General features: G+C 73.6%; 28 protein-coding genes, 1 pseudogene and 1 riboswitch. Of the genes and pseudogenes, 22 read left to right on the forward strand and 7 right to left on the reverse strand.

Annotated features, from left to right (window positions below):
• Window positions 1–2 precede the first annotated feature (2 nt).
• From FHR36_RS10150 to FHR36_RS40265, 8 genes and pseudogenes are all read left to right on the forward strand, one after another.
• Entirely contained in the window at window positions 3–833 is an 831-nt protein-coding gene (locus tag FHR36_RS10150; protein ID WP_253795802.1) for a shikimate dehydrogenase, read from the forward strand.
• 153 nt (window positions 834–986) lie between these two features.
• Window positions 987–2,171, forward strand: coding sequence for a chorismate synthase (gene aroC, locus FHR36_RS10155; protein WP_253795804.1), 1,185 nt, complete (start codon window positions 987–989; stop codon window positions 2,169–2,171).
• Window positions 2,168–2,689, forward strand: coding sequence for a shikimate kinase (locus tag FHR36_RS10160; RefSeq protein ID WP_253795805.1), 522 nt, complete (start codon window positions 2,168–2,170; stop codon window positions 2,687–2,689). Before aroC ends, FHR36_RS10160 begins: the two co-directional genes overlap by 4 nt.
• Complete coding sequence (gene aroB, locus FHR36_RS10165; RefSeq protein ID WP_253795808.1) at window positions 2,682–3,770, forward strand: 3-dehydroquinate synthase; 1,089 nt, start codon at window positions 2,682–2,684, stop codon at window positions 3,768–3,770. The genes FHR36_RS10160 and aroB overlap by 8 nt, the downstream gene beginning before the upstream one ends.
• Window positions 3,767–4,210 (forward strand): type II 3-dehydroquinate dehydratase, encoded by a 444-nt coding sequence (gene aroQ, locus FHR36_RS10170; RefSeq protein ID WP_253795809.1) that lies wholly within the window; start codon window positions 3,767–3,769, stop codon window positions 4,208–4,210. The genes aroB and aroQ overlap by 4 nt, the downstream gene beginning before the upstream one ends.
• 121 nt (window positions 4,211–4,331) lie before the next feature.
• Window positions 4,332–5,078: an AAA family ATPase gene (locus FHR36_RS10175; protein WP_380230469.1), complete on the forward strand. Its 747-nt coding sequence runs from the start codon at window positions 4,332–4,334 to the stop codon at window positions 5,076–5,078.
• A gap of 96 nt (window positions 5,079–5,174) precedes the next feature.
• Entirely contained in the window at window positions 5,175–5,981 is an 807-nt protein-coding gene (locus tag FHR36_RS10180) for an Fpg/Nei family DNA glycosylase (protein ID WP_253795811.1), read from the forward strand.
• Between the two features lie 73 nt (window positions 5,982–6,054).
• Window positions 6,055–6,447, forward strand: a pseudogene (locus FHR36_RS40265) (DUF4240 domain-containing protein); the annotation flags it as partial.
• A 210-nt stretch (window positions 6,448–6,657) separates the two neighbouring features.
• Here the strand turns inward: FHR36_RS40265 and FHR36_RS10185 are convergent.
• On the reverse strand, window positions 6,658–7,083 hold the full coding sequence (locus FHR36_RS10185) for a DUF3995 domain-containing protein (protein ID WP_253795813.1): 426 nt from the start codon (window positions 7,081–7,083) through the stop codon (window positions 6,658–6,660).
• Window positions 7,084–7,227: 144 nt separating this feature from the next.
• Here FHR36_RS10185 and FHR36_RS10190 point away from each other — a divergent pair, with 144 nt between their 5' ends.
• From FHR36_RS10190 to FHR36_RS10205, 4 genes are all read left to right on the forward strand, one after another.
• Complete coding sequence (locus FHR36_RS10190; protein WP_253795815.1) at window positions 7,228–7,752, forward strand: RNA polymerase sigma factor; 525 nt, start codon at window positions 7,228–7,230, stop codon at window positions 7,750–7,752.
• Window positions 7,749–8,234: an SRPBCC family protein gene (locus tag FHR36_RS10195; RefSeq protein ID WP_253795817.1), complete on the forward strand. Its 486-nt coding sequence runs from the start codon at window positions 7,749–7,751 to the stop codon at window positions 8,232–8,234. The genes FHR36_RS10190 and FHR36_RS10195 overlap by 4 nt, the downstream gene beginning before the upstream one ends.
• A 109-nt stretch (window positions 8,235–8,343) precedes the next feature.
• Window positions 8,344–10,026, forward strand: a complete 1,683-nt coding sequence (locus FHR36_RS10200) for a peptide-N4-asparagine amidase (protein ID WP_253795819.1) — start codon at window positions 8,344–8,346, stop codon at window positions 10,024–10,026.
• Between the two features lie 48 nt (window positions 10,027–10,074).
• The gene (locus FHR36_RS10205) at window positions 10,075–10,755 is read left to right on the forward strand and encodes a DUF6445 family protein (RefSeq protein WP_253795821.1); all 681 of its coding nucleotides are present in this window, start codon (window positions 10,075–10,077) and stop codon (window positions 10,753–10,755) included.
• A gap of 59 nt (window positions 10,756–10,814) precedes the next feature.
• Here the strand turns inward: FHR36_RS10205 and FHR36_RS10210 are convergent, their stop codons facing one another.
• On the reverse strand, window positions 10,815–11,864 hold the full coding sequence (locus FHR36_RS10210) for a phosphatidylinositol-specific phospholipase C domain-containing protein (RefSeq protein ID WP_253795823.1): 1,050 nt from the start codon (window positions 11,862–11,864) through the stop codon (window positions 10,815–10,817).
• Between the two features lie 130 nt (window positions 11,865–11,994).
• Window positions 11,995–12,357 (reverse strand): ArsR/SmtB family transcription factor, encoded by a 363-nt coding sequence (locus tag FHR36_RS10215; protein WP_253795825.1) that lies wholly within the window; start codon window positions 12,355–12,357, stop codon window positions 11,995–11,997.
• A 124-nt stretch (window positions 12,358–12,481) separates the two neighbouring features.
• A riboswitch (cobalamin riboswitch) is annotated at window positions 12,482–12,676 on the forward strand.
• 31 nt (window positions 12,677–12,707) lie between these two features.
• Here FHR36_RS10215 and nicT point away from each other — a divergent pair.
• Complete coding sequence (gene nicT, locus FHR36_RS10220; protein ID WP_253795827.1) at window positions 12,708–13,805, forward strand: Nickel transporter NicT; 1,098 nt, start codon at window positions 12,708–12,710, stop codon at window positions 13,803–13,805.
• A gap of 7 nt (window positions 13,806–13,812) precedes the next feature.
• On the opposite strand, the gene FHR36_RS10225 is transcribed toward nicT, so the two are convergent.
• A complete protein-coding gene (locus FHR36_RS10225) occupies window positions 13,813–14,658 on the reverse strand; it encodes a DMT family transporter (RefSeq protein WP_253795829.1) in 846 nt (281 codons plus the stop codon).
• 121 nt (window positions 14,659–14,779) lie between these two features.
• Here FHR36_RS10225 and FHR36_RS10230 point away from each other — a divergent pair, with 121 nt between their 5' ends.
• Together FHR36_RS10230 and FHR36_RS10235 are read left to right on the forward strand one after the other, a co-directional pair.
• Complete coding sequence (locus FHR36_RS10230) at window positions 14,780–15,355, forward strand: helix-turn-helix domain-containing protein (RefSeq protein WP_253795831.1); 576 nt, start codon at window positions 14,780–14,782, stop codon at window positions 15,353–15,355.
• A gap of 52 nt (window positions 15,356–15,407) precedes the next feature.
• Window positions 15,408–16,466: a LamG domain-containing protein gene (locus tag FHR36_RS10235; protein ID WP_253795833.1), complete on the forward strand. Its 1,059-nt coding sequence runs from the start codon at window positions 15,408–15,410 to the stop codon at window positions 16,464–16,466.
• Between the two features lie 63 nt (window positions 16,467–16,529).
• On the opposite strand, the gene rpmG is transcribed toward FHR36_RS10235, so the two are convergent.
• Together rpmG and FHR36_RS10245 are read right to left on the reverse strand one after the other, a co-directional pair.
• A complete protein-coding gene (rpmG, locus tag FHR36_RS10240; protein ID WP_253795835.1) occupies window positions 16,530–16,694 on the reverse strand; it encodes a 50S ribosomal protein L33 in 165 nt (54 codons plus the stop codon).
• A gap of 21 nt (window positions 16,695–16,715) precedes the next feature.
• On the reverse strand, window positions 16,716–17,930 hold the full coding sequence (locus tag FHR36_RS10245) for an MFS transporter (RefSeq protein ID WP_253795837.1): 1,215 nt from the start codon (window positions 17,928–17,930) through the stop codon (window positions 16,716–16,718).
• A gap of 86 nt (window positions 17,931–18,016) precedes the next feature.
• On the opposite strand from FHR36_RS10245, the gene FHR36_RS10250 reads away from it, so the two are divergent.
• From FHR36_RS10250 to FHR36_RS10280, 7 genes are all read left to right on the forward strand, one after another.
• The gene (locus FHR36_RS10250; protein ID WP_253795840.1) at window positions 18,017–18,904 is read left to right on the forward strand and encodes a winged helix-turn-helix transcriptional regulator; all 888 of its coding nucleotides are present in this window, start codon (window positions 18,017–18,019) and stop codon (window positions 18,902–18,904) included.
• A gap of 185 nt (window positions 18,905–19,089) precedes the next feature.
• Window positions 19,090–19,995 (forward strand): ABC transporter substrate-binding protein, encoded by a 906-nt coding sequence (locus FHR36_RS10255; RefSeq protein ID WP_253795842.1) that lies wholly within the window; start codon window positions 19,090–19,092, stop codon window positions 19,993–19,995.
• Between the two features lie 67 nt (window positions 19,996–20,062).
• Window positions 20,063–21,169 (forward strand): M24 family metallopeptidase, encoded by a 1,107-nt coding sequence (locus FHR36_RS10260; protein ID WP_253795844.1) that lies wholly within the window; start codon window positions 20,063–20,065, stop codon window positions 21,167–21,169.
• Between the two features lie 66 nt (window positions 21,170–21,235).
• Complete coding sequence (gene efp, locus FHR36_RS10265) at window positions 21,236–21,799, forward strand: elongation factor P (RefSeq protein WP_253795846.1); 564 nt, start codon at window positions 21,236–21,238, stop codon at window positions 21,797–21,799.
• Between the two features lie 2 nt (window positions 21,800–21,801).
• Window positions 21,802–22,242 (forward strand): transcription antitermination factor NusB, encoded by a 441-nt coding sequence (nusB, locus tag FHR36_RS10270; protein ID WP_253795848.1) that lies wholly within the window; start codon window positions 21,802–21,804, stop codon window positions 22,240–22,242.
• 108 nt (window positions 22,243–22,350) lie between these two features.
• Window positions 22,351–23,157 carry a thioesterase family protein gene (locus FHR36_RS10275; RefSeq protein ID WP_253795849.1) on the forward strand — a complete coding sequence of 269 codons (807 nt, stop codon included), beginning with the start codon at window positions 22,351–22,353 and terminating at the stop codon, window positions 23,155–23,157.
• Between the two features lie 205 nt (window positions 23,158–23,362).
• Window positions 23,363–24,160 (forward strand): DUF8829 domain-containing protein, encoded by a 798-nt coding sequence (locus FHR36_RS10280; protein ID WP_253795850.1) that lies wholly within the window; start codon window positions 23,363–23,365, stop codon window positions 24,158–24,160.
• A gap of 68 nt (window positions 24,161–24,228) precedes the next feature.
• Here FHR36_RS10280 and bldD read toward each other — a convergent pair whose 3' ends face one another.
• Entirely contained in the window at window positions 24,229–24,732 is a 504-nt protein-coding gene (gene bldD / locus FHR36_RS10285; protein ID WP_030459171.1) for a transcriptional regulator BldD, read from the reverse strand.
• Between the last annotated feature and the right edge of the window lie 89 nt (window positions 24,733–24,821).

Raw genomic sequence — 24,821 nt, forward strand, 5'->3', positions numbered from 1 at the left:
ACGTGACCGCACCGCACCGGGCCGCCGTGCTCGGCTCGCCGATCGCCCACTCGCTGTCGCCCACCCTGCACCGGGCCGGGTACGCCGCGCTCGGCCTGGCGGCGTGGCGCTACGACCGCTTCGAGGTGGACGAGGCGGCGCTGCCCGGGTTCGTCGAGGGGCTGGACCGGGCGGAGTGGGCCGGCCTGTCGCTGACCATGCCGTTGAAGCGGGCGATCATCCCGATGCTCGACGGGATCACCGACACGGCCCGGTCCGTGGACGCGGTCAACACGGTGGTGTTCACCGCCGACGGTGGCCGTCGCGGTGACAACACCGACGTCCCCGGTCTGGTCAACGCGCTGCGCGAGCGCGGCATCGAACGAGTGGCGGAGGCGGCGGTGCTGGGTGCCGGCGCCACCGCGTCGTCCGCGCTGGCCGCGCTGGCGGTGGTGTGCGCCGGACCGGTCACGGTGTACGTGCGCAGTGCGGAGCGGGCGGCGGAGATGCGGGAACTCGGGGAGCGCCTGGGCCTCCAGTTGCGGACGGCGGCCTGGGAGCAGGGGGCGCAGGCGCTGGCCGCGCCGCTGACCATCTCGACCACCCCGGCCGGCGCCACCGACGGCTTCGCCGACGCCGTGCCCGAGGAGCCGGGCGCGCTGTTCGACGTGCTGTACCACCCGTGGCCGACGAAGCTGGTGGCGGCGGTCGCCGAGCGCGGCGCCACGGTGCTGGGCGGGCTGGACCTGCTGGTGCACCAGGCGGTGCTGCAGTTCGAGCAGTTCACCGGCGTGCCCGCCGGGCCGCTGGCGGCGATGCGGGCGGCGGGCGAGACGGCGCTCGCGGAGGGCTGAGCCCACCTGACAGAGTGCACCCGATTTCACGGACGGTCGATGTCCGCAACGCGGACCGTGCCGCCTCACAAGGGTCGGACGTGAAAGGATCGGAGCAGATGAGACGCCCGGCCGGCCGTGGACGCGGACCAGGCCGATGACGAAGGAGCTCCGTTGGGTAGGTTGCGCTGGCTGACGGCGGGGGAGTCGCACGGCCCCGCTCTGGTCGCGACGCTGGAGGGCCTGCCGGCCGGTGTGCCCGTCACCACGGCGATGGTGGCCGACGCGCTGGCCCGGCGCCGGCTCGGGTACGGTCGTGGCGCGCGGATGAAGTTCGAGCAGGACGAGGTGACCTTCCTCGGCGGCGTGCGGCACGGCGAGACGATGGGCTCCCCGGTCGCGGTCATGGTGGGCAACACCGAGTGGCCGAAGTGGGAGCAGGTCATGTCGGCCGACCCGGTCGACCCGGAGATCCTGGCCGGGCTGGCCCGCAACGAGCCGCTGACCCGTCCCCGTCCGGGCCACGCCGACCTGGCCGGCATGCAGAAGTACTCGATCGAGGAGGCCCGGCCGATCCTGGAGCGCGCCAGCGCCCGCGAGACGGCGGCCCGGGTGGCGCTCGGCGCGGTCGCCCGCTCGTACCTCAAGGAGACCTGCGGGATCGAGATCGTCAGCCACGTGGTGGAGCTGGCCGCGGCCAAGGCGCCGGCCGGCGTGCTGCCGCTGCCGGCCGACGAGGCGAAGCTGGACGCCGACCCGGTGCGCTGCCTGGACGCGGACGCGTCGAAGCGGATGGTCGCCGAGATCGACCAGGCCCACAAGGACGGCGACACCCTCGGCGGCGTGGTCGAGGTGCTGGCGTACGGCGTGCCGGTGGGCCTCGGCTCGCACGTGCACTGGGACCGCCGGCTGGACGCGCGGCTCGCCGCGGCCCTGATGGGCATCCAGGCGATCAAGGGCGTCGAGGTCGGCGACGGCTTCGAGCTGGCCCGGATCCCCGGCTCGAAGGCGCACGACGAGATCGTGCCGACCGCCGAGGGCGTCAAGCGCACCTCCGGCCGCTCCGGCGGCACCGAGGGCGGCCTGACCACCGGTGAGCTGCTGCGGGTGCGCGCCGCGATGAAGCCGATCGCGACCGTCCCGCGCGCGCTGCAGACCCTGGACGTGCGGACCGGCGAGCCGGCCAAGGCGCACCACCAGCGCTCGGACGTCTGCGCCGTGCCGGCCGCGGGCATCGTCGCCGAGGCGATGGTCGCCCTGGTGCTGGCGGACGCGGTGGCGGAGAAGTTCGGCGGCGACAACGTCTCCGAGACCCGCCGCAACGTGCAGAGCTACCTCGAGCACCTGATCATCCGATGACGGCTCCCGTCGTGGTGCTGGTCGGCCCGCCCGGCAGCGGCAAGTCCACGGTCGGGCGGGTGCTGGCCGACCGGCTCGGCCTGGCGTTCCGGGACACCGACGCCGACATCGAGCAGCTGGCCGGCAAGCCGATCCCGGAGATCTTCGTCGACGAGGGCGAGCCGCACTTCCGCGAGCTGGAGGTGCGGGCCGTCCGCGCGGCCGCCGAGACCCACCCGGGCGTGCTGGCGCTCGGCGGCGGCGCGGTGATGGCCGAGGCCACCCGCGAGCTGCTGCACGGGCTGCCGGTGGTCTTCCTGGAGGTGGCGCTCGCCGACGCGGTCAAGCGGGTCGGCCTGGACGCGCCGCGCCCGCTGCTGGCGATCAACCCCCGGGCCCGCTGGCGGGAGCTGATGGACGCCCGCCGCCCCCTCTACCTGGAGGTGGCGACCGCCGTGGTCGACACCCAGGGCCGCACCCCCGAGCAGGTCGCGGACGCCGTACTGGAAGCACTGGAACTGAAGGCATCGCATGAGTGACATCGTCCGGATCCACGTCGGCGGCAGTGCCGGGCACGACCCCTACGACGTGCTGGTCGGGGAGCAGCTGCTCGGCGAGCTGGCGCCGCTGATCGGGCCGCGGGCCAAGCGCGTCGCGATCATCCACCCGGAGGCGCTGTCGGCCACCGGGGACGCCATCCGCGAGGACCTGGCCGCCGAGGGCTACGAGGCGATCGCCCTGCAGGTGCCCAACGCCGAGGAGGCGAAGAGCGCCGAGGTGGCCGCGTACTGCTGGTCGGTGCTGGGCCAGACCGGCTTCACCCGCTCCGACGTGATCGTCGGCCTGGGCGGCGGCGCCACCACCGACCTGGCCGGCTTCGTCGCCGCCACCTGGCTGCGCGGGGTGCGCTGGATCTCGATGCCGACCACCCTGCTCGGCATGGTGGACGCCGCGGTCGGCGGCAAGACCGGCATCAACATCGCCGAGGGCAAGAACATGGTCGGCGCCTTCCACCCGCCCGCGGGCGTGCTGGCCGACCTGGCCACCCTGGAGACGCTCGGCAAGCACGACTACGTCTCCGGCCTGGCCGAGGTGATCAAGGCCGGCTTCATCGCCGACCCGGTGATCCTCGACCTGATCGAGCAGGACCCGCAGGCCGCCACCACCCCGGCCGGCCCGCACACCCTGGAGCTGATCCGGCGGGCCGTCCAGGTCAAGGCCGACGTGGTCTCCGGCGACCTCAAGGAGGCCGGCCGCCGCGAGATCCTCAACTACGGCCACACCCTCGGCCACGCCATCGAGCGCAACGAGCGCTACAAGTGGCGGCACGGCGCCGCGATCTCCATCGGCATGGTGTTCGCCGCGGAACTCGGCCGGCTCGCGGGTAGGCTGGACGACGAGACGGCCGACCGGCACAAGTCGGTGCTCGCCTCGGTGGGCCTGCCGCTGACCTACCGGGCCGATGCCTGGCCGAAGCTGCTGGACGCCATGAAGATCGACAAGAAGTCCCGCGGCGACCTGCTGCGCTTCGTCGTCCTGGACGGCCTCGGCAAGACCTCCATCCTGGAGGGACCCGACCCGTCCCTGCTGGTCGCCGCCTACGCGGAGGTCTCCGGATGACCACTCGGGTGATGGTGCTCAACGGCCCCAACCTCGGCCGCCTCGGCAGCCGGGAACCGGACGTCTACGGCTCCACCTCGTACACCGGCCTGGTCGAGCGCTGCACCCGGCTCGGCGAGGAGCTCGGCCTCGCGGTCGAGGTGCACGAGACCAACTCCGAGCTGCAGATGGTGCAGTGGCTGCACCAGGCAGCCGACGAGCGGATCCCGGTGGTGATCAACCCCGGCGCCTTCACGCACTACTCGTACGCGATGCGGGACGCCGCGGCGCAGCGCACCGCCCCGCTGATCGAGGTGCACATCTCCAACCCGTACGCCCGCGAGGCCTTCCGGCACACCTCGGTGATCGCCGCGATCGCCTCCGGCACCATCGCCGGATTCGGCCTCGGATCGTACGAGTTGGCGCTGCGCGCACTCGCGGAACAGCTGGTCAGGGGCTGACGGCGGATCAACGCACCCGGTGGCGGGCTGTGCCTGCCGCCGGGACGGCGTGTAGATTCGCCGTCGGGAGGTGACCGTGACGCAGCAGTACGCAGGGGGAGGGCCGGTGCCTCCGCGGCCGATGACGCCCCCGTACCCGACCGGTGCCCAGCCGGTGCACCCGGCCGCCCCGCAGCCGTACCCGCCGGTGCGGCGAGACCGGCCGACCATGCCGCTGAAGGCCGTGCCCTCCGGTCCTGCGGGCGCCACCGGACACTTCGTCCTGCCGTCCGGAGCGCCGGTGCAACTGCCCGCCCACCCGCCGCAGCTGCCGGCGCCGACCGGGCCGATCGCGGTCCTGCTGATCGGGCCGGCGGGCGCCGGTAAGACCACGGTCGCCCGGTACTGGGCGGAGCGGCGGCCCACGCCGACCGCGCACATCAGCCTGGACGACGTCCGGGAGTGGGTGCAGTCCGGCTTCGCCAACCCGCAGTCCGGATGGAACACCGCCTCCGAGGCGCAGTACCGGCTGGCCCGCCGCACCTGCGGCTTCGCCTGCCGCAACTACCTGGCCAACGGCATCTCCTGCATCATCGACGACGCCGTCTTCCCGGACCGGCCGGCGATCGGCCTCGGCGGCTGGAAGCGGCACATCGGACCGGGGATGCTCCCGGTGGTGCTGCTGCCCGGCCTGGACCGGGTGCTGGCCCGCAACGCCGAACGCAGCGGAAACCGGCGGCTCAGCGACGAGGAGGTCGCCCGGATCCACGGGCGGATGGCGGGCTGGCGCACCTCGGGCCTGCCGATCGTCGACAACTCCCAGCTGAGCGTCCCCGAGACGGCGGCCGCCCTCGACCGCGCGATACTCTCCCGCCTCGGCGGACGCTGAGGCGTCCCGGCGCCGCGGCTTCTCGGCTTCCCGGCCTGTCGGTACCGGCTGGGATGATGGAGGGGTCGCAACGGACCTCCCGAGGAGCTGACGCCCGTGCCCGAGGGCCACATCATCCACCGCCTGGCCGGCCAGAACTTCCGGACCTTCGGCGGCCGACCGGTCCGCGTCTCCAGCCCGCAGGGCCGGTTCGCGGACGGCGCCGCGCTGATCGACGGCCGCACCCTCGACGAGGCGGAGGCCCACGGCAAGCACCTGTTCCTCGGCTTCGGCGACGCCTGGCTCCACATCCACCTCGGCCTCTACGGCGGCTTCACCTTCGGCGCCGGCCCGGCCCCCGCACCGGTCGGCCTGGTCCGGCTGCGGCTCGCCACCGACGACGCGTACGCCGACCTGCGCGGCCCCACCACCTGCGAGCTGCTCACCCCCGCCGAGAAGGACGCCGTCCATCTGCGCCTCGGCCCCGACCCGCTGCGCGCCGACGCCGACGCCGGGTTCGCGTGGCGGCGGATATCGCGCAGCTCCACCACCGTCGCCGCGCTGCTGATGGACCAGAAGGTGCTGGCCGGCGTCGGCAACGTCTACCGCGCCGAGGTGCTGTTCCGGCTCGGCATCGACCCGCACCGGGCCGGCCGCGAGCTGACCCGTCCGCAGTGGGACGCCATCTGGGCCGACCTGGTCGCCCTGATGCACGACGGCGTCGGCGCCGGCCGGATCGACACCGTCCGCCCCGAGCACACCCCCGAGGCCATGGGCCGGCCGCCCAGGGTCGACGACCACGGCGGCGAGGTGTACGTCTACCGGCGCACCGACCAGCCCTGCCTGGTCTGCGAGACCCCGGTGCGGACGGAGGAGCACGCCGCCCGCAACCTCTTCTGGTGCCCGAGCTGCCAGCGGAGGTGATCCCAGGACGGGAGAAGTCCGTGGTCTTGGTGAGGAAAGCCGTGGTCTTGGTGAGGAGAGGGAGAGGACAGGCATGGACGAAGCCGGTTTCTGGGGGCTGATCGAGGAGTCCCGGGTCGGTGCCGCGAGCGTCCGGATGCGGTCGCAACGGCTCATCGGGCTGCTGGAACGGCTGCCGGAGCAGGACGTCGTCGACTTCCAGCGGCACAAGGACCGGCTGCTGCGGCGCGCCGACACCGTCGACCTGCTCGCCGCCCACCACCTCCTCACCGGCGGACGCGGCGGCGGGGACGCCTACTTCTACTTCCTGCACTGGCTGATCGGGCTGGGGCGGCCGACCTACGAGCGCGTCACCGACCGCCCCGACGCCCTGGTCGACGTTCCGCAGTTGCCCCGGCCGGTCGGCGACCGCCACGGCTGGCCGGACGAGCTCTGGCCGGACTGGGAGGACCTGATCAGCATCGCGGCCCGCGCCCATGCCACGGTGGCCGGAGTCGAGTTCGGTGGGTGGATCGACGTCCGGGACATCACCGGCAGCCTCTCGACCCGGACACTCACGGCGATCCGTGGGACCTGGACGACCGGCGCGAACTCGCCCAGAGGCTGCCGAGGCTGTACCAGGAGGCACTGCCCCACCTGGACGGCTGGCCGAACTGACCCGGCAGCGGCCGGCGTGCTACCGGGCGAGGCGCCAGGCCGCGGTGGCGGCCGCGAGGCAGAGCGGGGTGTAGACGACGGCGTTGAGCAGGTAGAAGGTCGATCCGGGGGCGGCGCCCAGGCCGGTGAGCCAGACCAGACCGGCCAGGGCCCGGAGCGAGAGTCCGGCTGCCACGGCGCGGGTGCCCCAGCGGGCGGCGGCCGGCGCCAGCGGGAGGCGCAGCAGCCCGCCTCGGGCGAGCAGTGTCGCCGCCCCGGCTGCCAGGACGGCGGCCAGCGGCACCAGCACGGGCGGGGTGAACGGCACGTCCGCGTTGAGCACCGCACGGGACAGGCTCGCCGAGTCGGTGGCCGGCCAGGTGGAGCCGGTGGCCCAGTACAGGTGGATGGCGCCGTCGACGGCCAGGACGGCGGCCAGGGCGGCGGCGGTGCGGGGCTTGTTCATCGGTGCGTCCCTCCGGAGCTGACGGTGTGACACCCCGAGGAGCCGTCGCGGTGCCGGTCCGTTCCTGTGACGACCGTCACGGAATCCGTCCGGAACGTTCCGGCCTCCGGCCCCCTCCTGTGGGTGAACCGGAAGGAGACCGCCGTGGAACCGACGCCCACTCAGGCCGTCGAGCCGGCCCGGATCGTCGCGCTGGTACGGGCCGCCCAGCGCGGCGACCGGCTGGCGGTCAGCGGGCTGCTGGAACTGGTCACCCCGTACGTGCGGCGCCTGTGCGGCCCGATCGCCCTCGACGACGGCCCGGACGCCACCCAGGAGGCGCTGATCGCCGTCTTCCGGCGGCTGCGGCAGCTGGAGGAGCCCGCTGCGCTGTTCGGGTGGGTGCGGGCGATCGCCGTCCGCGAGGCGGTCCGGCACGCGCAGCGGGCCGGACGGTACGCCCCCGCCGAACTCACCGAGGTCCCCGCCCCGGGCGACCCGCAGCTCGCCGCCGACATCCGCGACGTGCTCGACCGCCTCACCCCGGAGCACCGCGCCGTCCTGGTGCTGCGCGACCTGGAGGGGATGGACGAACGGCAGACCGCCGAACTCCTCGGGGTGGCCACCGGCACCGTCAAGTCGCGGCTCTCCCGGGCCCGGCTCAGCTTCCGAAGGGCGTGGCAGCAGTGACCGAACAGACCGCCCCCGCCTCCTGGCCGGTCGCCGACTTCGACCCGGTACGGCGCCTCGCCGTGCTCGCCGCGACCGTGCCCGGCGCAGCCCTCCACCAGGCCGTGGTCGACGCCCCCTTCGACCGGGTCTGGGCGGTCGCCGCCGACCTGGAGGGCGCCCTGCCGCACTGGCTCCCCGACATCCGCACCGTCCGCCCCTCGGCCGACGGCACCGAGGCCCTGGTCGTCGGCCACTCCCGGCTGCGGGCCCGCTTCGACATCGAGCTGCGGCCGGGCTGGTGCCTGATGCAGAGCCGCTTCGTCCTCGGCGGCATGGCCGCCCACCCCGAGGACGACGGGACCACCCGGTTCGCCTTCCTCGGCGCCTTCCGCTTCCCCGCCATCGGCCTGCTCGCCACCGTCCTGCGCCCCGCCACCGCGCCCCTGGGCGAGCGCTCCCTGCGCCGCTTCGAGGCCCTGGTACGGGAGGCGCACGGCTGAACGGAGGCGGCCGTCCGTCCGGGCAGTCCGGCGGTGGAAGGCTGTTGACGATGGCATGCCAGCGGCGGGAGGATGCCGCGCGACCGTCCGATCGGCAGGAAGGCCCGTCGTGGAGTTACGCTCCCTCGCCCATCGCGCGTCCCGCATCCTCGGGGCCGCCGCGCTCGCCCTCACCGCCGCGCTGGCCGGCGCGGCGCCCGCGCACGCCGACTTCGGCACCGACTACCACGACCCGCTCACCGCGGCGAAGCCGCTGACCCGGCCGGACACCCGCTCCTGCACGGTCGAGGTGATGTATGACCAGCCGTTCCGCAACGGCTACGGCAACCCGGCGGACACCCCGTACAACGCCACCCTCACTCCGCCCGCGGCCTGCGCCGGGCCGTGGTCGATGGTGGTGCTCGACCTGCACGGGGCGGTGGCCGGGCGGCAGTTCGACCGGCTGTTCAGCGCGAGGATCGGCGGGGTGGAGGTGCTGCTCTCCTCGACGCCCGAGCCCTCCAAGGACGGCATCGAGTGGCGGGTGGAGCACGATGTGACCCGCTACGCCCCGCTGCTGGGCGGCCCGCAGCCGTTCTCCTTCGACCTGGCCAACGTGGTCGACGACACCTACACCGGCGTCTTCACCGTCTCGGCCAGCCTGACCTTCTACACCGCCTCCGCCCGCTGGCCGGCCGCCCGCACCGCCGACCGGGTGCTCACCACCGGCGCGTTCGGCCTCACCCAGGCCGCGCCCGCGAGCAGCGCGGAGCTGAGCTTCCCGGCCAACCTGGAGCGGCTCACCGCCGAGGTGTACGCGCGCGGCGGCGGCGCCTGCGAGGAGTTCGCCTACGCCTCGGCGCCCGACGCCTTCGTGGCGGGCAATCCGGGTCTGGGCCTCTGCGGCAAGGGCCCGTTCCGTGAGCTGACACTGAGCATCGACGGCCGCACCGCCGGCGCGGTCTGGCCGTACCCGGTGATCTACACGGGCGGCTGGGACCCGCTGCTGTGGCGGCCCACCCCCGGCATCTTCGCCTTCGACCTGCCCGCGTACACGCTCGACCTGACCCCGTACGTGGGGCTGCTGGTGGACGGCCGCCCGCACACCGTGGGCATCGCGGTGAACGAGGCCGAGAAGCAGAGCAACGACCTGTGGAGCGGCCAGGTCAACCTGTTCGCCACCGTCGACCGGGGCAGCGCCCGTACCAGCGGCGCGCTGACCGACCGGGCGGTCGCCGACCACGCCGCCGTCACCACCGCCCTCGCCGACCACGGCGCCGGCAGCGGCGACTGGCAGGTCACCGCGGCCCGCCACGACCTCGCCCGCGGCTGGGTGCAGACCTCGCACGGCCGGATCACCACCGAGGTCCGCGCGGACCTCGCCTTCGGCTCCGGGCAGCAGCTGCGCGACAGCGGCAACGACCTGACCCTGCACAACACCGCCGACCTCACCCGTACCGTGGCCACCTGGGGCGGCGGCCCGCACCGCACCACCACCACGCACGAGAGCGAGCCGCTGGACGTGCGCTACCTGGTCACCCACGACGCGGCCGGCTCCACCGACCAGCGCACCACCATGGACCTCGGCTACCACCGGGACACCACCGAGGCGACCGGCGCCCACGTCACCGCCCGCTCCACCGTGGACCACGTGCTGCGGCCGACCGCGCACCGCGTGGACGGGGCCGCGACGGTGCGCAGCGGCGGCTCGTACGAGGACTACCGGGCCGGCGGATCCGACGGTCCGTCGTACCACCGCACCATCACCACGCTGGACGGTTGGCCGACCTCGGACAATTTGACCCAGGGTTGACCCGTTCTTGGGAGAGCCGTGGGGCATGCGGCTCCTATCGTCAGCCGCATGCCCCCTCAGCAGCGTCAGAGCCCCGCGCTCCCCGTCCTCCCGTACCGAAAGCCGACCCGCGGCCGCGACTACTGGGTGCTGGACGACGTCATGCCCAACATCGACGAGATCCGGGCCCGCTGCCTCGCCAAGGAGCACTGGGACGAGGGCTACCCGCACAAGCCCGAGGCCTGGCCGGGCATCCGCGCCATGCCCGCGCTGGAGGCGGACGAGCTCGCCGCTCTGGAGGCGCTGGTCGCCAGGACCGTCGGGGTGGACCGGGTCTGGGCGCTGAGCGAGGCCGAGGGCGGCACCTTCAACCACAACTGCGTGCAGGTGGTGGGCGAGGGGGAGTGCGAGCCGCGTCCGCACACCGACTCGCGTTCGCTCTGCCGGTACGCCGCCGTGCTCTACCTCAACCCCGGTGTGCCCAAGCAGGCCGGCACCAGCTTCTACCGGCAGAGCCTGCCGGGCGGCCGGCTCGGCGGCAACATGGTCGTCGCCCCGCACAACAACCTGGTGGACGCGCTCGGCACCCGCTACGTGCCCGCCGACTCCTTCACCGAGGACCTCTCGGTGCCGCACCGCTACAACCGGCTGCTGCTCTACACCGCCAACATGATGCACACCGCCACCGGCTACTGGGGCAGCACGCTGGAGGACAAGCGGATGACCGCGGTCTTCTTCTGGATGGCCTGAGCCTGCCGGATGCGCTCGGCCCGGGTACCGGCACCTGCCGGTACCCGGGCCGACCCGTTTCAGCCGCGGGGGAGGACCAGCGACTGGACGGCCGGCAGGTGGCGCCAGTCGCTGGAGACGATGGTGGCGTGGGCGGCGGCCAACTGGTGGGCCCGGGCGGTGGCCTGGTCGGCGGTCGGGTCGGTGCCGCTGATGGCCGGGGCGACGTTCTGGGCGTCGGTCATGGTCACCAGGTAGTGGCGGGTGTCGTACCAGGAGGTGTCGATGCCGCCGACGTACGCGGAGGCGTCGCCGTCGAAGACCACGAACCAGGGCCGGATGGTCGCCTCGTACGCGCTGCGCGGGTCGCCGGCCGCGGCGCCGTGGTAGGCCGGGAAGACCTGGGCCTGGCCGACCTTGCCGGCGCCGGCCAGGTCGCGCAGGTGGCGGCCGTACTCGACGTCGGTGTGCAGGGTGTCGAAGGGGTTGCTCTCCTCCACGGTGCCGGGGATGACGTAGAGCAGCACCTTGCCGGCCAGCGCCGAGCGGCTCGGCCAGTTGCCGGCGCGGGCGGCGTCGTCGACCGAGGCGTACGCGCCGCCGCCGGGCTTGGCGAGCAGGTCGGCCGGGCGGAAGACGGCGCTGCCGAGGTGGGCGGCGATCAGCGAGTCCAACTGGGCGGGGCCCATGCCGCGGTTGGCGGCGAAGCCGCCCTTGAGCTCCAGCTTGACGACCAGCGGGCCGCTCGCGGGGTGGGCGCCGAGCCAGACCCGGACGTCGTCCAGGCAGGTCTCCAGGTTCTTGTTGGCGCCGCCGGTGTAGAGCTGCGCGGGGGTGGAGGCGCTGACGCAGTTGTTGGAGTTGCCGAGCGGGTTGGAGTGGCTGACCTTCCACTCCTTGGTGACGGTGTCCGTCCAGGCGTCGAGCTCGATCATGCTCGTGCCGGTGTCGAGGCCCTGGGCGAGGTAGCCGAACGCCGAGGGGTCGTAGGTGTTGTGCAGGCCGATGGTGGTGGCCGAGCCGAACGGCAGCTCGCCGGTCCCGGCGGCGTCCGCCCCGCCGGGAAGCAGGGTGAGCGTCGCCGCGGTCGCGGCGAGCAGTCCGGCGGCGATGGTGCGGCGTACGGTCACGGTGTCTCCTCGTCAGATGCCATGGGGCGCGGGCGGATCCGCCCACGGCAGCATGGGGCATCCAGGCATCCTTCGGATGACATGACAAGAAAACTTGGCCGAAGACCGTCGGCCGCGGAAGGGGCCGGGCTCAGTCGGGCAGGCCGAGCACGCCGTGCGCCAGCACCTCGGCGATCGCCGGGTCGACCAGTCGGTAGCGGACCACCCGGCCGTCCCGCTCGCCGCTGACCAGGTGGGCGGCGCGCAGCAGGCGCAGCGCCTGGGAGACCGCCGGGTCGCGCATGCCGGTCGCGACGGCCAGGTCGGTGACGGCGAGCGGTCCGGCCCGGTGGAGGGCGAGCAGCAGGGAGAGCCGGCCGGGGTCGGCGAGCAGGGCGAAGCGCTCGGCCCAGGCCCGGACGTGTCCGGGGTCGCCGATCGCGGCGATCGCCTCGCAGACCCGGTGCCCGTCGATGGTCCGGTGGTCGGCGCGGTCGGGCGGTACGAGGTGCATGCGGAGCATTGTCGCAGCCCGGCCGGATCGCCTCGGCGGCCGGCGGGTGGACGGTCCGGGCGCGGCCGTACGTGATCTTGAACACCTGCACGGGTGCGCAGCCTTGCGGCTGTGCAGGTGTCGGCTACGGTGGGCGGGCCGTGGTGTTCGGGAAGACCGGTGACGGACCCTCAGGGGTCCCAGGCCGGAGCGGCCCTCGCCACTGTGATCGGGGAGTCGTCCCCACCCGGATGCCACCGGGCGCGCCGCGCCCGGGAAGGCGGGTGCGGACGCGGAACACCCCGTCAGCCAGGAGACCGGCCACGGCGACTCACGAAGTGATCCACGAGGTGTTGGAGCGTGACCCGCAGATGAGCCTGCCCGAATCCGTCGTCCCCCCGGCGGTCCTGCCGTCCTTCCGCTGGCGCCGGGAGGACACCCTGCGCACGGCCGGTCTGATGGCGGTGATCGTCGCCATGCACCTGGTGGGGTTCGGCGTCCTGATGCTCCTGGTGGTGCCGCACCACTACGAGGTCGGCACCCAGGTGTTCGGGGTCGGGCTCGGCGTCACCGCGTACACCCTGGGCATGCGGCACGCCTTCGACGCCGACCACATCGCGGTGATCGACAACACCACCCGCAAGCTGATGGCGGACGGCAAGCGGCCGGTGTCGGTCGGCTTCTGGTTTGCGCTGGGGCACTCCTCGATGGTGGTGGTGATGGCCGCCCTGGTGGCGGGCGGGGCGCAGCTGGCCGGGGCGCTGATGGACGACGGGTCGACCACCCATCAGGTGCTGGGCACGATCGGGACGACCTGCTCGGGCGTGTTCCTCTACCTGATCGCGGCGCTGAACCTGGTCGCGCTGGCGGGCATCGTGCGGGTGTTCCGGGCGATGCGGGCCGGCACCTTCGACGAGGCGGAGCTGGAGCGGCACCTCGCCTCGCGCGGGCTGATGAACCGGATCCTCGGCCGGGCGACCCGCTCGATCACCCGGCCCGGCCAGATGTTCCCGGTCGGCATGGTGCTGGGCCTGGGCTTCGACACGGCGACCGAGGTCACCCTGATGGTGATGGCGGGCTCCGGCGCGGCGGCCGGGCTGCCCTGGTACGCGATCGTCTGCCTGCCGCTGCTGTTCGCGGCCGGGATGAGCCTGTTCGACACGCTGGACGGCACCTTCATGAACTTCGCCTACCAGTGGGCGTTCTCCAACCCGGTCCGCAAGGTGTTCTACAACCTGACCATCACCGGGCTGTCGATCGCGGTGGCGTTCGTGATCGGCACCATCGAGCTGGTCGGCGTGCTGCACGACAAGCTGGACCTGAGCGACCCGGTGACCGGGTGGGTCTCCGGGCTGAGCCTGGACAACGTGGGCTTCGTGATCGTCGGCCTGTTCGTGGTGGTCTGGGCGGCGGCGATCGGGTACTGGCGCCTCGCCGGGGTCGAGAAGCGCTGGAGCCGTACCGGCTGACGCCCGGTCAGCCCGCAGCGAGCAGCAGGGTGCCGGCCACCGCGAGGCCGGCGCCCACCACCTGCACCCGGCGCAGCCGCTCCTTCAGCAGGCCGCGCGCCATCAGCGCGGTGACCACCGGGTAGAGCGAGGCGAGGACGGCCGCGACCGCCGCCGAGCCGACGTGAGAGGCGGCCGAGAAGGCGCCGTTGGCCGCCACGTCCGCGACGCCCACCGCGGCCAGCGCGGGCAGGCCGCGGCGCGCCTCGGCGAGGCGCAGCGGCTCCCGGCGGGCGGCGACGGCGAGCATGCCGACGCCCACCAGCGCGTTGCACACCCGCTGCACGCACAGGGTGAGCAGCAGGCCGCCGCCGTCGGAGCCGTGCGCGATCAGGGCCAGGACGGCGCCGAAGGCCATCGCCGCGCCCAGGGTGAGCAGCAGGGCCCGGCGGCCGATCCCGCCGCCGCCGCGCTGCGGTCCGCCGGCCAGCACCACGCCGGCCAGCGCCACCGCGATGCCCAGCACCTGCGCCGGGCCGGGCCGCTCGCCGAGCGCGAGGCCGGCGCCGATCGGCACCACCACTCCGACGGTGGCCAGCGGGGAGACCACGCCCATCGGCCCGAGGGCGAGCGCCCGGTAGAAGGCGAGCAGCGCGAACGGGCCGATCACCCCGGCCGCCACCGCGTACCAGAGGGCCGGTGAGGCGTCCCCGAGCGCCCCGGTGGCCAGCACCGCGGCGACGAGCAGGACGGCGGCGGCGGTCTGCGAGACCACCACCACGGTCAGCGCGGGCAGTCGGCGGGTCAGGCTGCCGCCGCCGTAGTCGGCGACGCCCCAGAGCAGGCTGGCGGTGAGGGCCAGGGCGGCGCTCATGACGGGAGGGCGATTCGGGACGGCATGGTGCACTCCGCAGTACAGTCGAGTGGACTAGGTCGGCAGTGGCCAGCCTAGTCCAGTTGAGTGAACTTTCCGAATCAAAATATTGGACTGAACCGTGCCGGATCCCGACCTGGTCACCCAGGCCCTCGCACGCAACCTCAAGCGCCTGCGCACCGACCGCGGCCACACCCTGGACGCGCTCGCCGCCCGCTCCGGCGTCAGCCGCGGCATGGTGGTGCAGATCGAGCAGGGCCGCACCAACCCCAGCGTCGGCACCGTGGTGCGGCTCGCGGACGCGCTCGGCGTCTCGATCGCCCGGCTGCTCGACTACGACGAGACCTCGGTGGTGCGGATCGTCCCCGCCGACGAGGCGGTACGGCTCTGGTCGGGGCCGGACGGCGGCAGCGGCGTGCTGCTGAACGGGATCGAGGCCCCGGGCCCGCTGGAACTCTGGTCCTGGCTGATGCACCCGGGGGAGGGCCACAGCTCCGACCCCCACCCGCCGGGCACCGTGGAGATCGCCCGGGTCGACGAGGGCGAGCTGACCCTCACGCTGGACGGCCGCGACCACCGGGTGCCGGCCGGCTCCACCGCCTCCTACGAGGCCGCGACCGCCCACGGCTACCGCAACGACGGCGACACGCCCCTGCGACTCACCCTGGTCGTCTCGGTCCCGCCGCCGCAGCCCTGAGTCCCGTTCGGGTTTCGTTCGACCGGTCGGAATCTGTTCTAGCATCCGGTCCATGACTGACCGTACGGAACAGCCGCCCGGACCGGGGCCGGACCCGATGCAGGCCCCGGACGGGTACTGGCGGCAGCCCCCGCCGGTGCCCGGCTTCGGGGCACAGCCCGCCGAGCCGGACTGGCAGGCGCTCGCCGACCGGCACGAGGAACAGGGCCGCCGCCGCAAGCGCCGCCAACTACTGGCCGGCGGCGCGGCGCTGGTCGCGGTGGTCGGCGTGGCGGCGGGCACCGTGGCGCTGAAGGGGCACAGCGGCGGCGGTACCGCCACGGACACGCCGTCCGCGGTGGCGCCGGCCGGCGGCGGGGGCGGAGCGGACGCCTCCGCCGTGCCCTCGGCCTCCGGCAGTGCCAAGCCGTCCGCCTCGGCGAGCGCGTCCCGAAAGCCCGTCACCACCCCGACCGTCCCGGGGAAGTCGAACCTGGTGGCCGACCACACCGGGGAGAACAACCTGACCATGGGCCCGGACACGGCGGTGAAGCAGATCCCCGGCGGCTGGGTGCTGGCGGCCAAGGGCACCGCCGGCTCGTACGCCCAGGCGCCGGCCGCGGTGGTGGACGTGACCAGGAGCTTCACGGTCTCGGCCTGGGTGGTCAACGACGCGGCCGCCGGCACCCGTACGGCGATCAGCCAGGGCGACGGCGCCGTCTCCTCCTTCGAACTGGGCCGGGAGGACGCGGGCGGTCAGAAGGCCTGGGCGTTCCGGGTGCAGACCGGCGTGGGCGCCGCCGACACGGCCGTGGCGCGGGCCGCCGTGCCGGGCGCGGCGGCGACCGGGACCTTCACCCTGCTCACCGGCGTGTACGACGCCGAGCAGCACACCCTGACGCTGTATGTGGACGGCAAGTCCGCCGGGACGGCCAAGGCCCCTGCGGTGGTGGCCGGGGCGGGGGAGCTGCAGCTCGGCCGCGGGCGGCACGCCGGCGCCTGGTCGGCCCCGTGGACCGGGGTGATCGGCCACGTCCAGGTGTACGACCGCGCGCTGACGGCCGCCGAGGCGGCGAGGATCAAGTCCAAGGGCGGTGCGGGCTTCCCGGCCGTCGCCGACTGGCTGGTCTGAGCCGCGGCCTGGCTGAGCCGCGGCTCCCCGGGGCGCTCGGCGGCGCCCCAGGGAGCCGATGGGTCAGCGGGCCTCGCGGAACTCCACGTGGCGGCCGGCGACCGGGTCGTACTTGCGCAGTGCGATCCGGTCGGGGTCGTTGCGGCGGCTCTTGCGGGTCACGTACGTGTAGCCGGTGCCGGCCGTCGACCGCAGCGTGACGACGGGTCGCAGCTCGTTGCGGGCCATGGCCTCTCCTTCTGTCGAGGGTCAGGAAACGGTTATCGTTTCCACACCGTCCACAACGCCGGCCGGTCCCGTCCCATTCCCGGCCCGCAGTCGACCGCCGGTGAGCACCGCCAGCCCGGCCAGCGCGGCCAGCGCCGCGCACACCGGCCACAGCAGCTGCGGCGCCGCCTGGTACAGCGCCGCGCCGAGCGGCGGCGCGAGCACGGTGCCGCTCACCGAGGCGCCCGCGTACAGGCTCTGGAACCGCCCCTGGAACCCGTCCGGCGCGCAGTCGGCGACGTAGGCGGTGGCCGGGGTCTTGTAGAGGATCTCCCCGGCGGTGACCAGCAGCATCATCACCGCCGCACCGGCCACCGCGGCCCCGCCGGCCAGCACCGCGAAGCCCGCGCCGACCAGCAGCAGCCCGGTGCCGACGATCCGCAGCGGCGCCAGGCGGCGCAGCGCCACGGTGGCGGGCAGCTCCAGGCAGAGGATGACGCCGCCGTTGATCGCCAGCAGTGCGCCGTACACGCCGGTGGACAGGCCGTGGTCGGCGAGGAAGACCGGCAGGGTGGAGTACTGCTGCCGGTAGACGGTGTCCACCACGACGATCGCCGGCAGCAGCACCAGCAGGGCCGGCCGCGCCCGCAGCTGCGCCCACACGCCGGGCCCCCGCCGCTGCTCGGCCGCCTTCGCGCGCGGCGGGGCGTCGGCGCTCAGCACCCGGGCCGCGTAGCCGGCGAACAGCAGGGTGCCGAGGCCGTCGGCCCGGAACAGCCAGGGGTAGGAGAAGTGGGCGGCGACCAGGGCGCCGAGCGGCGGGCCCAGGGTGAAGCCGGCGTTGGCCGCGAACCGCATCACCGCCACGCCCTGCCGGCGGGCGCCCGGCGGCATCGCCACCGCGACCAGGGCGGCGTTGGCGGCCCGGATCGTGCCCGAGGCGTACTGGCACAGCGGCAGCACCACCGGGAGCGCCCAGGTCGGCAGGGCGGGCAGCAGCACCAGGCCCGCGCCGGAGACCACCGAGCCGGCCAGCAGGGTGCGCCGGTGCCCGTACCGGTCGCCGAACCAGCCGCCGGTGAAGTTGCCCGCCACCAGCCCGAGCCCGCCCACACCCGCGATGGCGCCCGCGGTGGTGACGGCCAGGCCGCGGCCCTGGGTCAGGTAGACGAACAGGTAGACGAAGGTGAAGGCCACCAGCATGTTGACGAAGATCCCCGCCGACAGCAGCCAGACCGGTCTCGGTACCGCGCGCATCCGTCGCCCCTCCCAGTGAGTTCCCTTGAGGAACTGACTATGGCAACGTGGTAGGACAGTGGTCAACACGGACGGGGGTGACACGGATGGTGCGGGGCGAGCCGGACGACGCCGCCTGCGCGATCGCCCAGGCCCTCGACGTGGTCGGCGACACCTGGACCCTGCTGGTGGTCCGGGACGTGGCCCGCGGCCTGACCCGCTTCGACCGCCTCCAGCAGGAGCTCGGCCTCAGCCGCAAGGTGCTGGCCGAACGGCTGCGCCTGCTGGTCGACTCCGGCGTCCTGGTCCGCGAGCCCTACCAGGAGCGCCCGGTCCGGTACGACTACCGGCTGACCCCGCGCGGCCGGGCGCTGCTGCCGGTGCTGGTCGCCCTCCAGGACTGGGGGGATGCCTGGCTGCTCGGCGACGGCGAGACCACCGCCACCACGGCGGAGGCCTCCCGGGAGGCGGCCCGGGTGCACGCGCTGCGCGGCACCCGGGTGCCGGTGCTGGACCTCCCGGACACCGCCGGCGCCCGGCGCGACCCGGTCGCCGCCGGCAGCTGGACGGTCCTGTACTGCTTCCCCGGCGCCTTCGCCCGGCCCGAGGCCTACCCGCCGGGCTGGGGCGCGGTGCCCGGCGCGCCCGGCTGCACCCTGGAGTCCTGCACCTTCCGGGACCGGCTGGCCGAGTTCACCGCCGCCGGCGCGGCCGTGCACGGCGTCTCCACCCAGCGCCCGGACGAGCAGCTGGCCTTCGCCGAGGCCGAGCGGCTGACCTTCCCGCTGCTCTCCGACACCGCCCTGGAGCTCACCGCCGCCCTGCGCCTGCCCACCCTGCGCGCGGCCGGCACCGCCCGGCTGAAGCGCCTGACCCTGGTGGTCGACCCGGAGCGGGTGGTACGCGAGGTGTTCTACCCGGTCAGCGACATCGCAGGCAGCGTGGACGCCGCCCTGCGCGCGGTCCGGACGGGGCGCGCCGGGGAGCGCAGGTAACGAATCGTGCGGATCAGGCACGGTTGTTAGCTTGATCACGTGTCTGTCGTGGCCATGCTGGTTATAGTCGCCCTGTCTCACCGGAGCGGCGGCCTGGTCTGGGGCCGTTCGGCGCTTTCCCTTGCCCGCCGCCGCACCCCGAGTCCCCGTGCGCTCCATGCCAACCTCACGGGGAGAAGTACGACATGGCACGCTCGACCGGTCGGGTACGCACCGCCGTCACCGCCGCCGTCACCGGAACGCTGCTGCTGAGCGCCTGCTCGGCCGTCGGGGGTTCCAAGGAGAAGCTGCACGACCAGCTGCCGGACGCGATCCGCAAGGCCGGCGTGATCAAGGTCGGTGGCTCCTTCACCGCCGCACCGGTGATCTTCCGCAACCCCGACGGCAAGGCCGACGGCCTCGACCCGGACCTCGCCGCCGCCCTGGAGAAGGTGCTCGGGGTGCGCCTGGACTTCCAGGACGTCGGCCCGTTCGCCAACGTGCTGCCCGGGCTGATGGACAAGAAGTACGACATCGCGATGTCCGGCATCACCGACACCCGCGAGCGCGAGCAGGGCGTCGACAAGGACGGCAAGCAGGTCAACGACGGCGTGGACTTCGTCGACTACTTCATGGCCGGTATCGGCACCGTGGTCCGCAAGGGCAACCCGGCCAAGGTCAGCCAGATCGACGACCTGTGCGGCCACGGCGTCGCGGTCAAGAAGGGCACCACCCACGACGACCTCGCCACCCGCCAGGTGAAGGCCTGCGAGCACGTCGGCAAGACCATGAAGCTGATCGAGGCCGACACCGACAACGCGGCGCTGGACGCGGTGCGGGCCGGCCAGGCCGACGCCTACATCACCGACTACCCGAAGGCGCTCTACAACGCGCAGACCGTCGACGGCGGCCGGACCTTCGACATCGCCGGCCAGCAGCTCCAGCCCCGCCCGTTCGGCATCGCCCTGCGCAAGAGCGACCGCCAGCTGCGCGACGTGCTGACCAGGGCGGTGAACACCCTGGTCACCGACGGCACCTACGACCAGATCCTGTCCAAGCGGCAGCTGACCGTCGGCGCCATCCAGAACTCCGTGGTCAACGGGAGCAGCTGAGCCGGGCCCGGCCCACGTCCGGCGTGCCCGACGGGCGGGCGGGCGGCAGGGTTCGTACGCTCGTTGCATGTCCGATGCGCACGCGGCCCGCAGGGAACGCCTCAGGGAGTACTGCAGCGCCTCCGGGGCCGATGCGGCGCTGGTCACCCGCGCCGCCAACATCCGCTACCTCACCGGCTGCCCGCCCTGCGGGGCGGCGCTGCTGGTGACCCGCGAGCGGACGCTGCTCGCCCTGCCGGACGACCTGCCGCCCGACGACACCGGCGAACACCTGATCGCCGAGGACGTCACCCAGCTCCCGGTCGCCGGCGAGCTGGACGCCGCCCTGGCCCTGGCCGAGGCGGCGGGCCGGCTGCGGGTCCAGGACCTGGCGGTCGAGGAGCACGACCTCACGGTCGCCCGGCACCGGTCGATCGCCGCGCTGGCCGAGGGCGTCCGGCTCGCCGACCTGGACCACGCGGTCGAGCGGCTGCGGGTGGTCAAGGACGAGCACGAGATCGCCGACCTGCGGATCGCCGCCGAGATCGCCGACCAGGCGCTCGGCGAACTGCTGGAGTCGATCCTGGTCGGCCGGACCGAGCGGCACCTGGCGATGGAGCTGGAGCGCCGCATGATCGACCACGGCGCCGACAAGGCCGCCTTCCCGGTCTCCGTCGGCACCGGCAGCCACTCCGGCCTGGAGCACCACCAGCCGACCGACCGCCGGGTCGAGGAGGGCGACTTCCTCACCGTGGTGCTCGGCGCCCAGTACCGCGGCTACGGGGTCTCCACCGCCCGCACCTTCGTGATCGGCGCCGCCCCCGCGCCCTGGCAGGTGGAACTGCACCGGCTGGTCTTCCGCGCCCAGCGGGCCGGCCGGGAGGCGCTCAGCCCGGGCGTCGAGCAGCACGTCCCGGACGACGCGGCGCGCTCGATCCTGCAGGCCGCCGGGCACACCGAGCACTCGGTCCACCCGCTCGGGCACGGCATCGGCCTGGAGATCCGGGAGGCTCCGCGCCTCGGGCCCGCCGACATGGGTAAACTGGACAGTCGCGTGCCGGTCACCGTCGGTCCGGGGGTCCACCTCCCGGGCAGGGGCGGGGTCCGGATCGAGGACACGCTCGTGGTGCGCCCCCTCGAAGAGGGCGGGCCCGAGCTGCTCACCATCACGACCAAGGAGCTCCTCGCCCTGTAGCCCACTCGTGGGCGGTGGACGCGATCCCTTGGTTCCTTGACAGCTATATCAGGAGTTAGTGCGCTCGTGGCTTCTACGAACGATCTCAAGAACGGCATGGTCCTCAAGCTGGAGGGCGGCAAGCTCTGGTCCGTCGTCGAGTTCCAGCACGTGAAGCCCGGCAAGGGCCCCGCCTTCGTCCGCACCAAGCTGAAGGAGGTCCTCACCGGCAAGGTGGTGGACAAGACCTTCAACGCGGGCGTCAAGGTCGAGACCGCCAACGTCGACAAGCGCACCATGCAGTACTCGTACCGCGATGGCGACGCGTTCATCTTCATGGACATGGACACCTACGACCAGGTCCCGGTCGAGTCCGCCACCGTCGGCGACGCCGCCAAGTACCTGCTCGAGGGCTTCGAGGCCCTGGTCGCCCAGAACGACGGCGTTCCGCTGTACGTCGAGCTCCCGGCCGCCGTCGAGCTGGTCATCGCCGAGACCGAGCCGGGCGTCCAGGGCGACCGCTCCACCGGCGGCACCAAGCCGGCCACCCTGGAGACCGGCGCCGAGATCCAGGTTCCGCTCTTCATCACCACCGGTGAGAAGGTCAAGGTCGACACCCGCGACGGCAGCTACCTCGGCCGGGTCAAGTAATCGTGGCCGCTGCTCGTAGCAAGGCCCGCACCCGGGCCTTCCAGATCCTGTTCGAGGCCGACCACCGCGGTGTGTCGCCCGAGCGGGTGCTCGCCGACTGGGTCGCCCGTGCGCGCGACCCCAAGCCGGACGAGGGCATTCCCCAGGTCGCCGAGTACACCATGCAGCTGGTCGAGGGTTACTCGCAGCACGCGCGGAAGATCGACGACCTGATCGCCACCTACGCGGTGGGCTGGACGCTCGACCGGATGCCGATCGCGGACCGCAACGTCCTGCGCCTCGGTGCCTACGAGCTGATCTGGGAGGACGGCGTCCCGGACGCGGTTGTCCTGGACGAGGCCGTCGAGATCGCCAAGGAGTACTCCACGGACGAGTCGCCGGCCTTCGTGAACGGCCTGCTCGCCCGCTTCCTGGAGCTCAAGCCGACCATCCGTCGCGACTGAGCGCCCGTCGTCGCGCGACGCCTTCGAAGGCCGTCGGACCTTACGGTCCGGCGGCCTTCGCGCGTAAGCTACTGGCGAGTAACGTCGCGTAGGAAGGGCCGGAGAGCCATGAGCGAGTTCGACCGGGGCACAGCACTCACCCGCCACGTCGAGGAGGCCGGCCGCTACGACGGCGAACTCGGCGCCGGATGGCAGATCGGCGGCGGCGTCAACGGCGGGCTGCTGCTCGCCTTCGCCGCCCGCGCGCTCTCCCTGGAGAGCGGCCGGCATCCCCATCCGCTGACCATCAGCGGCCACTACCTCTCCGCCTCCCGGCCCGGCCCCGCCACCGTGCGGACCGACGTCGTCAGACGCGGCCGCTCGCTCACCACCGGCACCGCCGTGCTCAGCCAGGACGGCGAGGAGCGGCTGCGGGTGCTCGCCTCCTACGGCGACCTGGGGGCGCTCGACGGCGAGGTGCACACCAGCGCGCAGCCGCCGCTGATGCCGCCGCCGGAGCAGTGCATCGGCGTCGAGCACGCGCCGAAGGAGATGATCGCCGAGGCCGCCCTGCTGGCCCGCTTCGACCTGCGGCTCGACCCGGCGACCGTGGGGTGGGCGCTCGGGCAGCCCTCCAAGGAGGGACGGATCCAGGGCTGGTTCCGGTTCGCGGACGGGCGGCAGCCCGACCCGCTGGCGCTGCTGCTGGTCGCCGACGCGCTGCCGCCGGTCACCTTCGACCTCGGGATGCCGGGGTGGGCGCCGACGATCGAGCTGACCGTCCACGTCCGGGCGGTTCCGGCGGCGGGCTGGCTCCGCGTCGTCCACGCCACCCGGAACCTGGCGGGCGGGTACTTCGAGGAGGACGCCGAGATCTGGGACGAGGACGGCCGCCTGGTCGCCCAGTCCCGCCAGCTGGCGCGAGCTCCGCGGTAACCACTGCCCCTCGGTGGCCGGCGCCAACAGTTGGTTACCTGCTCGTGACACTCCGTAGGTGTGCAACGGTTCGCGCGGGGGAGGAAGAGGGGCGAGTGGTCACGCCCCGCAGTCCTTTCGTCGCACTCAGGAGTACCCGATGCCCAGGAACCGCCGCCGGTCGAACCGTTGCACGTCCGCCGCTCCCCGTACCGAGGAGGCGTTCGTGACCGGCATCCTGACCAGCGCGGAGGACTTCGAGCGGGCCCGCGCCTGGCATCTGACGGACGCTCCGGACTTCGACGCCTACCTGCTGGACACGGCGGTGCTGCTGGCGGACGCGCTGCGGGTGTTCGGCAGCGTGCAGGCACGGATGTTCCACCCGGAGGACTTCGCCGACTTCTGCCTGCTGCACGGGCTGGACCCGGCGGAGTCGGCGTCGCGCGACCGGTACCTGGTCAATCCGCCGCTGCAGACGCAGCTGCTGCCTTACCAGGGCGAGGAGTTGGGCGGCGATTTCGTCCCGCGCCTGGTCCGGGCACGGGAGGACGGGCTGACGCTGTGCCATGCCGACCTGCTGCTGGACGGTGCGCTGTGCGGCACGGTCGGGGCGGAGGGCGCCGAGCCGGACCCGGGGGTGCGGGTGCTGTACGAGCGGGCGTCCGAGCTGTTCCGGCGGATGCTGGTCGGCGCGGGCTGCGGGGCGTACGAGCTGCGGTGCGCGGTGGAGGGGCCGGGCGGGCGGCTGGAGGCCCAGGCGCGGATCCTGCACTGGGAGGACGGCGTGGTGCGGATCAACGACGAGGAGCTGGACCTGGTCCGCGCGGTGCTGTGCGCCGGGCTGTACCGCGAGCTGCCGGGTGCGGCGCTGCTGCACGGGATCCAGGGCTCGGCGGCGTCCTGCGGCGAGTACCGGCCGGTGGCGTGGGGGTGGCGTTCGACCGGGTGGGACTGGACGCCGTCGGCGCTGCACCTGGACGAGGTCGAGGCGGCGCCGGGCTTCAGCCTCGGCAGTGTGTGCTGAGCCCGTGACGGCGGGGTGCGCGAGCTTCCTCGCCCACCCCGCCGTGACGTTTCTTCAAGGAACGAGCCTCAGCTCGCGTCCTCCTCGCGCACCGCGCGGCGGGCGTCCGGGTTGAGGACGCCCCAGCTGATCAGCTGCTCGGTGAGGATGGAGGGGGACTGGTCGTAGATGACGGCCAGCGTGCGCAGGTCGTCCTGGCGGATCGAGAGGACCTTGCCGTTGTAGTCACCGCGCTGCGACTGGATGGTCGCCGCGTAGCGCTGCAGCGGGCCGGCCTTCTCGGACGGGACCTGGGTCAGTCTCTCCAGGTCGAGAACCAGGCGCGGCGGCGGCTCGGCCGCGCCGCCGGGAGTGCCGCCGGGCAGCAGCTCCTGCACCGGAACGCCGTAGAACTCGGCCAGTTCGGCAAGGCGCTGTACGGTCACCGCACGGTCGCCACGCTCGTACGAACCGACGACGACGGCCTTCCAGCGACCCTGGGACTTCTCCTCGACGCCGTGCAGGGAGAGCCCCTGCTGAGTGCGGATCGCCCGGAGCTTGGCCCCGAGCTGCTTCGCGTAGTCGCTGGACATTGATCTCCCCGGACGAGATTGCTTCGCGTACTGATGCGAGCCACCAAGGCCCGGCTGGTGACCGCGGCCACCGGCCGCCCCGTACCGGT

The sequence above is a fragment of the Kitasatospora cinereorecta genome, assembly GCF_024172095.1.
In the GTDB taxonomy this organism is placed as follows: Bacteria; Actinomycetota; Actinomycetes; order Streptomycetales; family Streptomycetaceae; genus Kitasatospora; species Kitasatospora cinereorecta.

Bases quoted from the DNA above. Each gene is read 5' to 3' on its own strand.
- FHR36_RS10160 (WP_253795805.1), top strand. From the start codon at position 2,168: ATGACGGCTCCCGTCGTGGTGCTGGTCGGCCCGCCCGGCAGCGGCAAG.
- aroB (WP_253795808.1), top strand. From the start codon at position 2,682: ATGAGTGACATCGTCCGGATCCACGTCGGCGGCAGTGCCGGGCACGAC.
- aroQ (WP_253795809.1), top strand. From the start codon at position 3,767: ATGACCACTCGGGTGATGGTGCTCAACGGCCCCAACCTCGGCCGCCTC.
- FHR36_RS10175 (WP_380230469.1), top strand. From the start codon at position 4,332: ATGACGCCCCCGTACCCGACCGGTGCCCAGCCGGTGCACCCGGCCGCC.
- FHR36_RS10185 (WP_253795813.1), bottom strand. From the start codon at position 7,083: ATGAACAAGCCCCGCACCGCCGCCGCCCTGGCCGCCGTCCTGGCCGTC.
- FHR36_RS10205 (WP_253795821.1), top strand. From the start codon at position 10,075: ATGCCCCCTCAGCAGCGTCAGAGCCCCGCGCTCCCCGTCCTCCCGTAC.
- FHR36_RS10215 (WP_253795825.1), bottom strand. From the start codon at position 12,357: ATGCACCTCGTACCGCCCGACCGCGCCGACCACCGGACCATCGACGGG.
- nicT (WP_253795827.1), top strand. From the start codon at position 12,708: ATGAGCCTGCCCGAATCCGTCGTCCCCCCGGCGGTCCTGCCGTCCTTC.
- FHR36_RS10225 (WP_253795829.1), bottom strand. From the start codon at position 14,658: ATGAGCGCCGCCCTGGCCCTCACCGCCAGCCTGCTCTGGGGCGTCGCC.
- FHR36_RS10235 (WP_253795833.1), top strand. From the start codon at position 15,408: ATGACTGACCGTACGGAACAGCCGCCCGGACCGGGGCCGGACCCGATG.
- rpmG (WP_253795835.1), bottom strand. From the start codon at position 16,694: ATGGCCCGCAACGAGCTGCGACCCGTCGTCACGCTGCGGTCGACGGCC.
- FHR36_RS10245 (WP_253795837.1), bottom strand. From the start codon at position 17,930: ATGCGCGCGGTACCGAGACCGGTCTGGCTGCTGTCGGCGGGGATCTTC.
- FHR36_RS10250 (WP_253795840.1), top strand. From the start codon at position 18,017: ATGGTGCGGGGCGAGCCGGACGACGCCGCCTGCGCGATCGCCCAGGCC.
- FHR36_RS10255 (WP_253795842.1), top strand. From the start codon at position 19,090: ATGGCACGCTCGACCGGTCGGGTACGCACCGCCGTCACCGCCGCCGTC.
- FHR36_RS10260 (WP_253795844.1), top strand. From the start codon at position 20,063: ATGTCCGATGCGCACGCGGCCCGCAGGGAACGCCTCAGGGAGTACTGC.
- FHR36_RS10275 (WP_253795849.1), top strand. From the start codon at position 22,351: ATGAGCGAGTTCGACCGGGGCACAGCACTCACCCGCCACGTCGAGGAG.
- bldD (WP_030459171.1), bottom strand. From the start codon at position 24,732: ATGTCCAGCGACTACGCGAAGCAGCTCGGGGCCAAGCTCCGGGCGATC.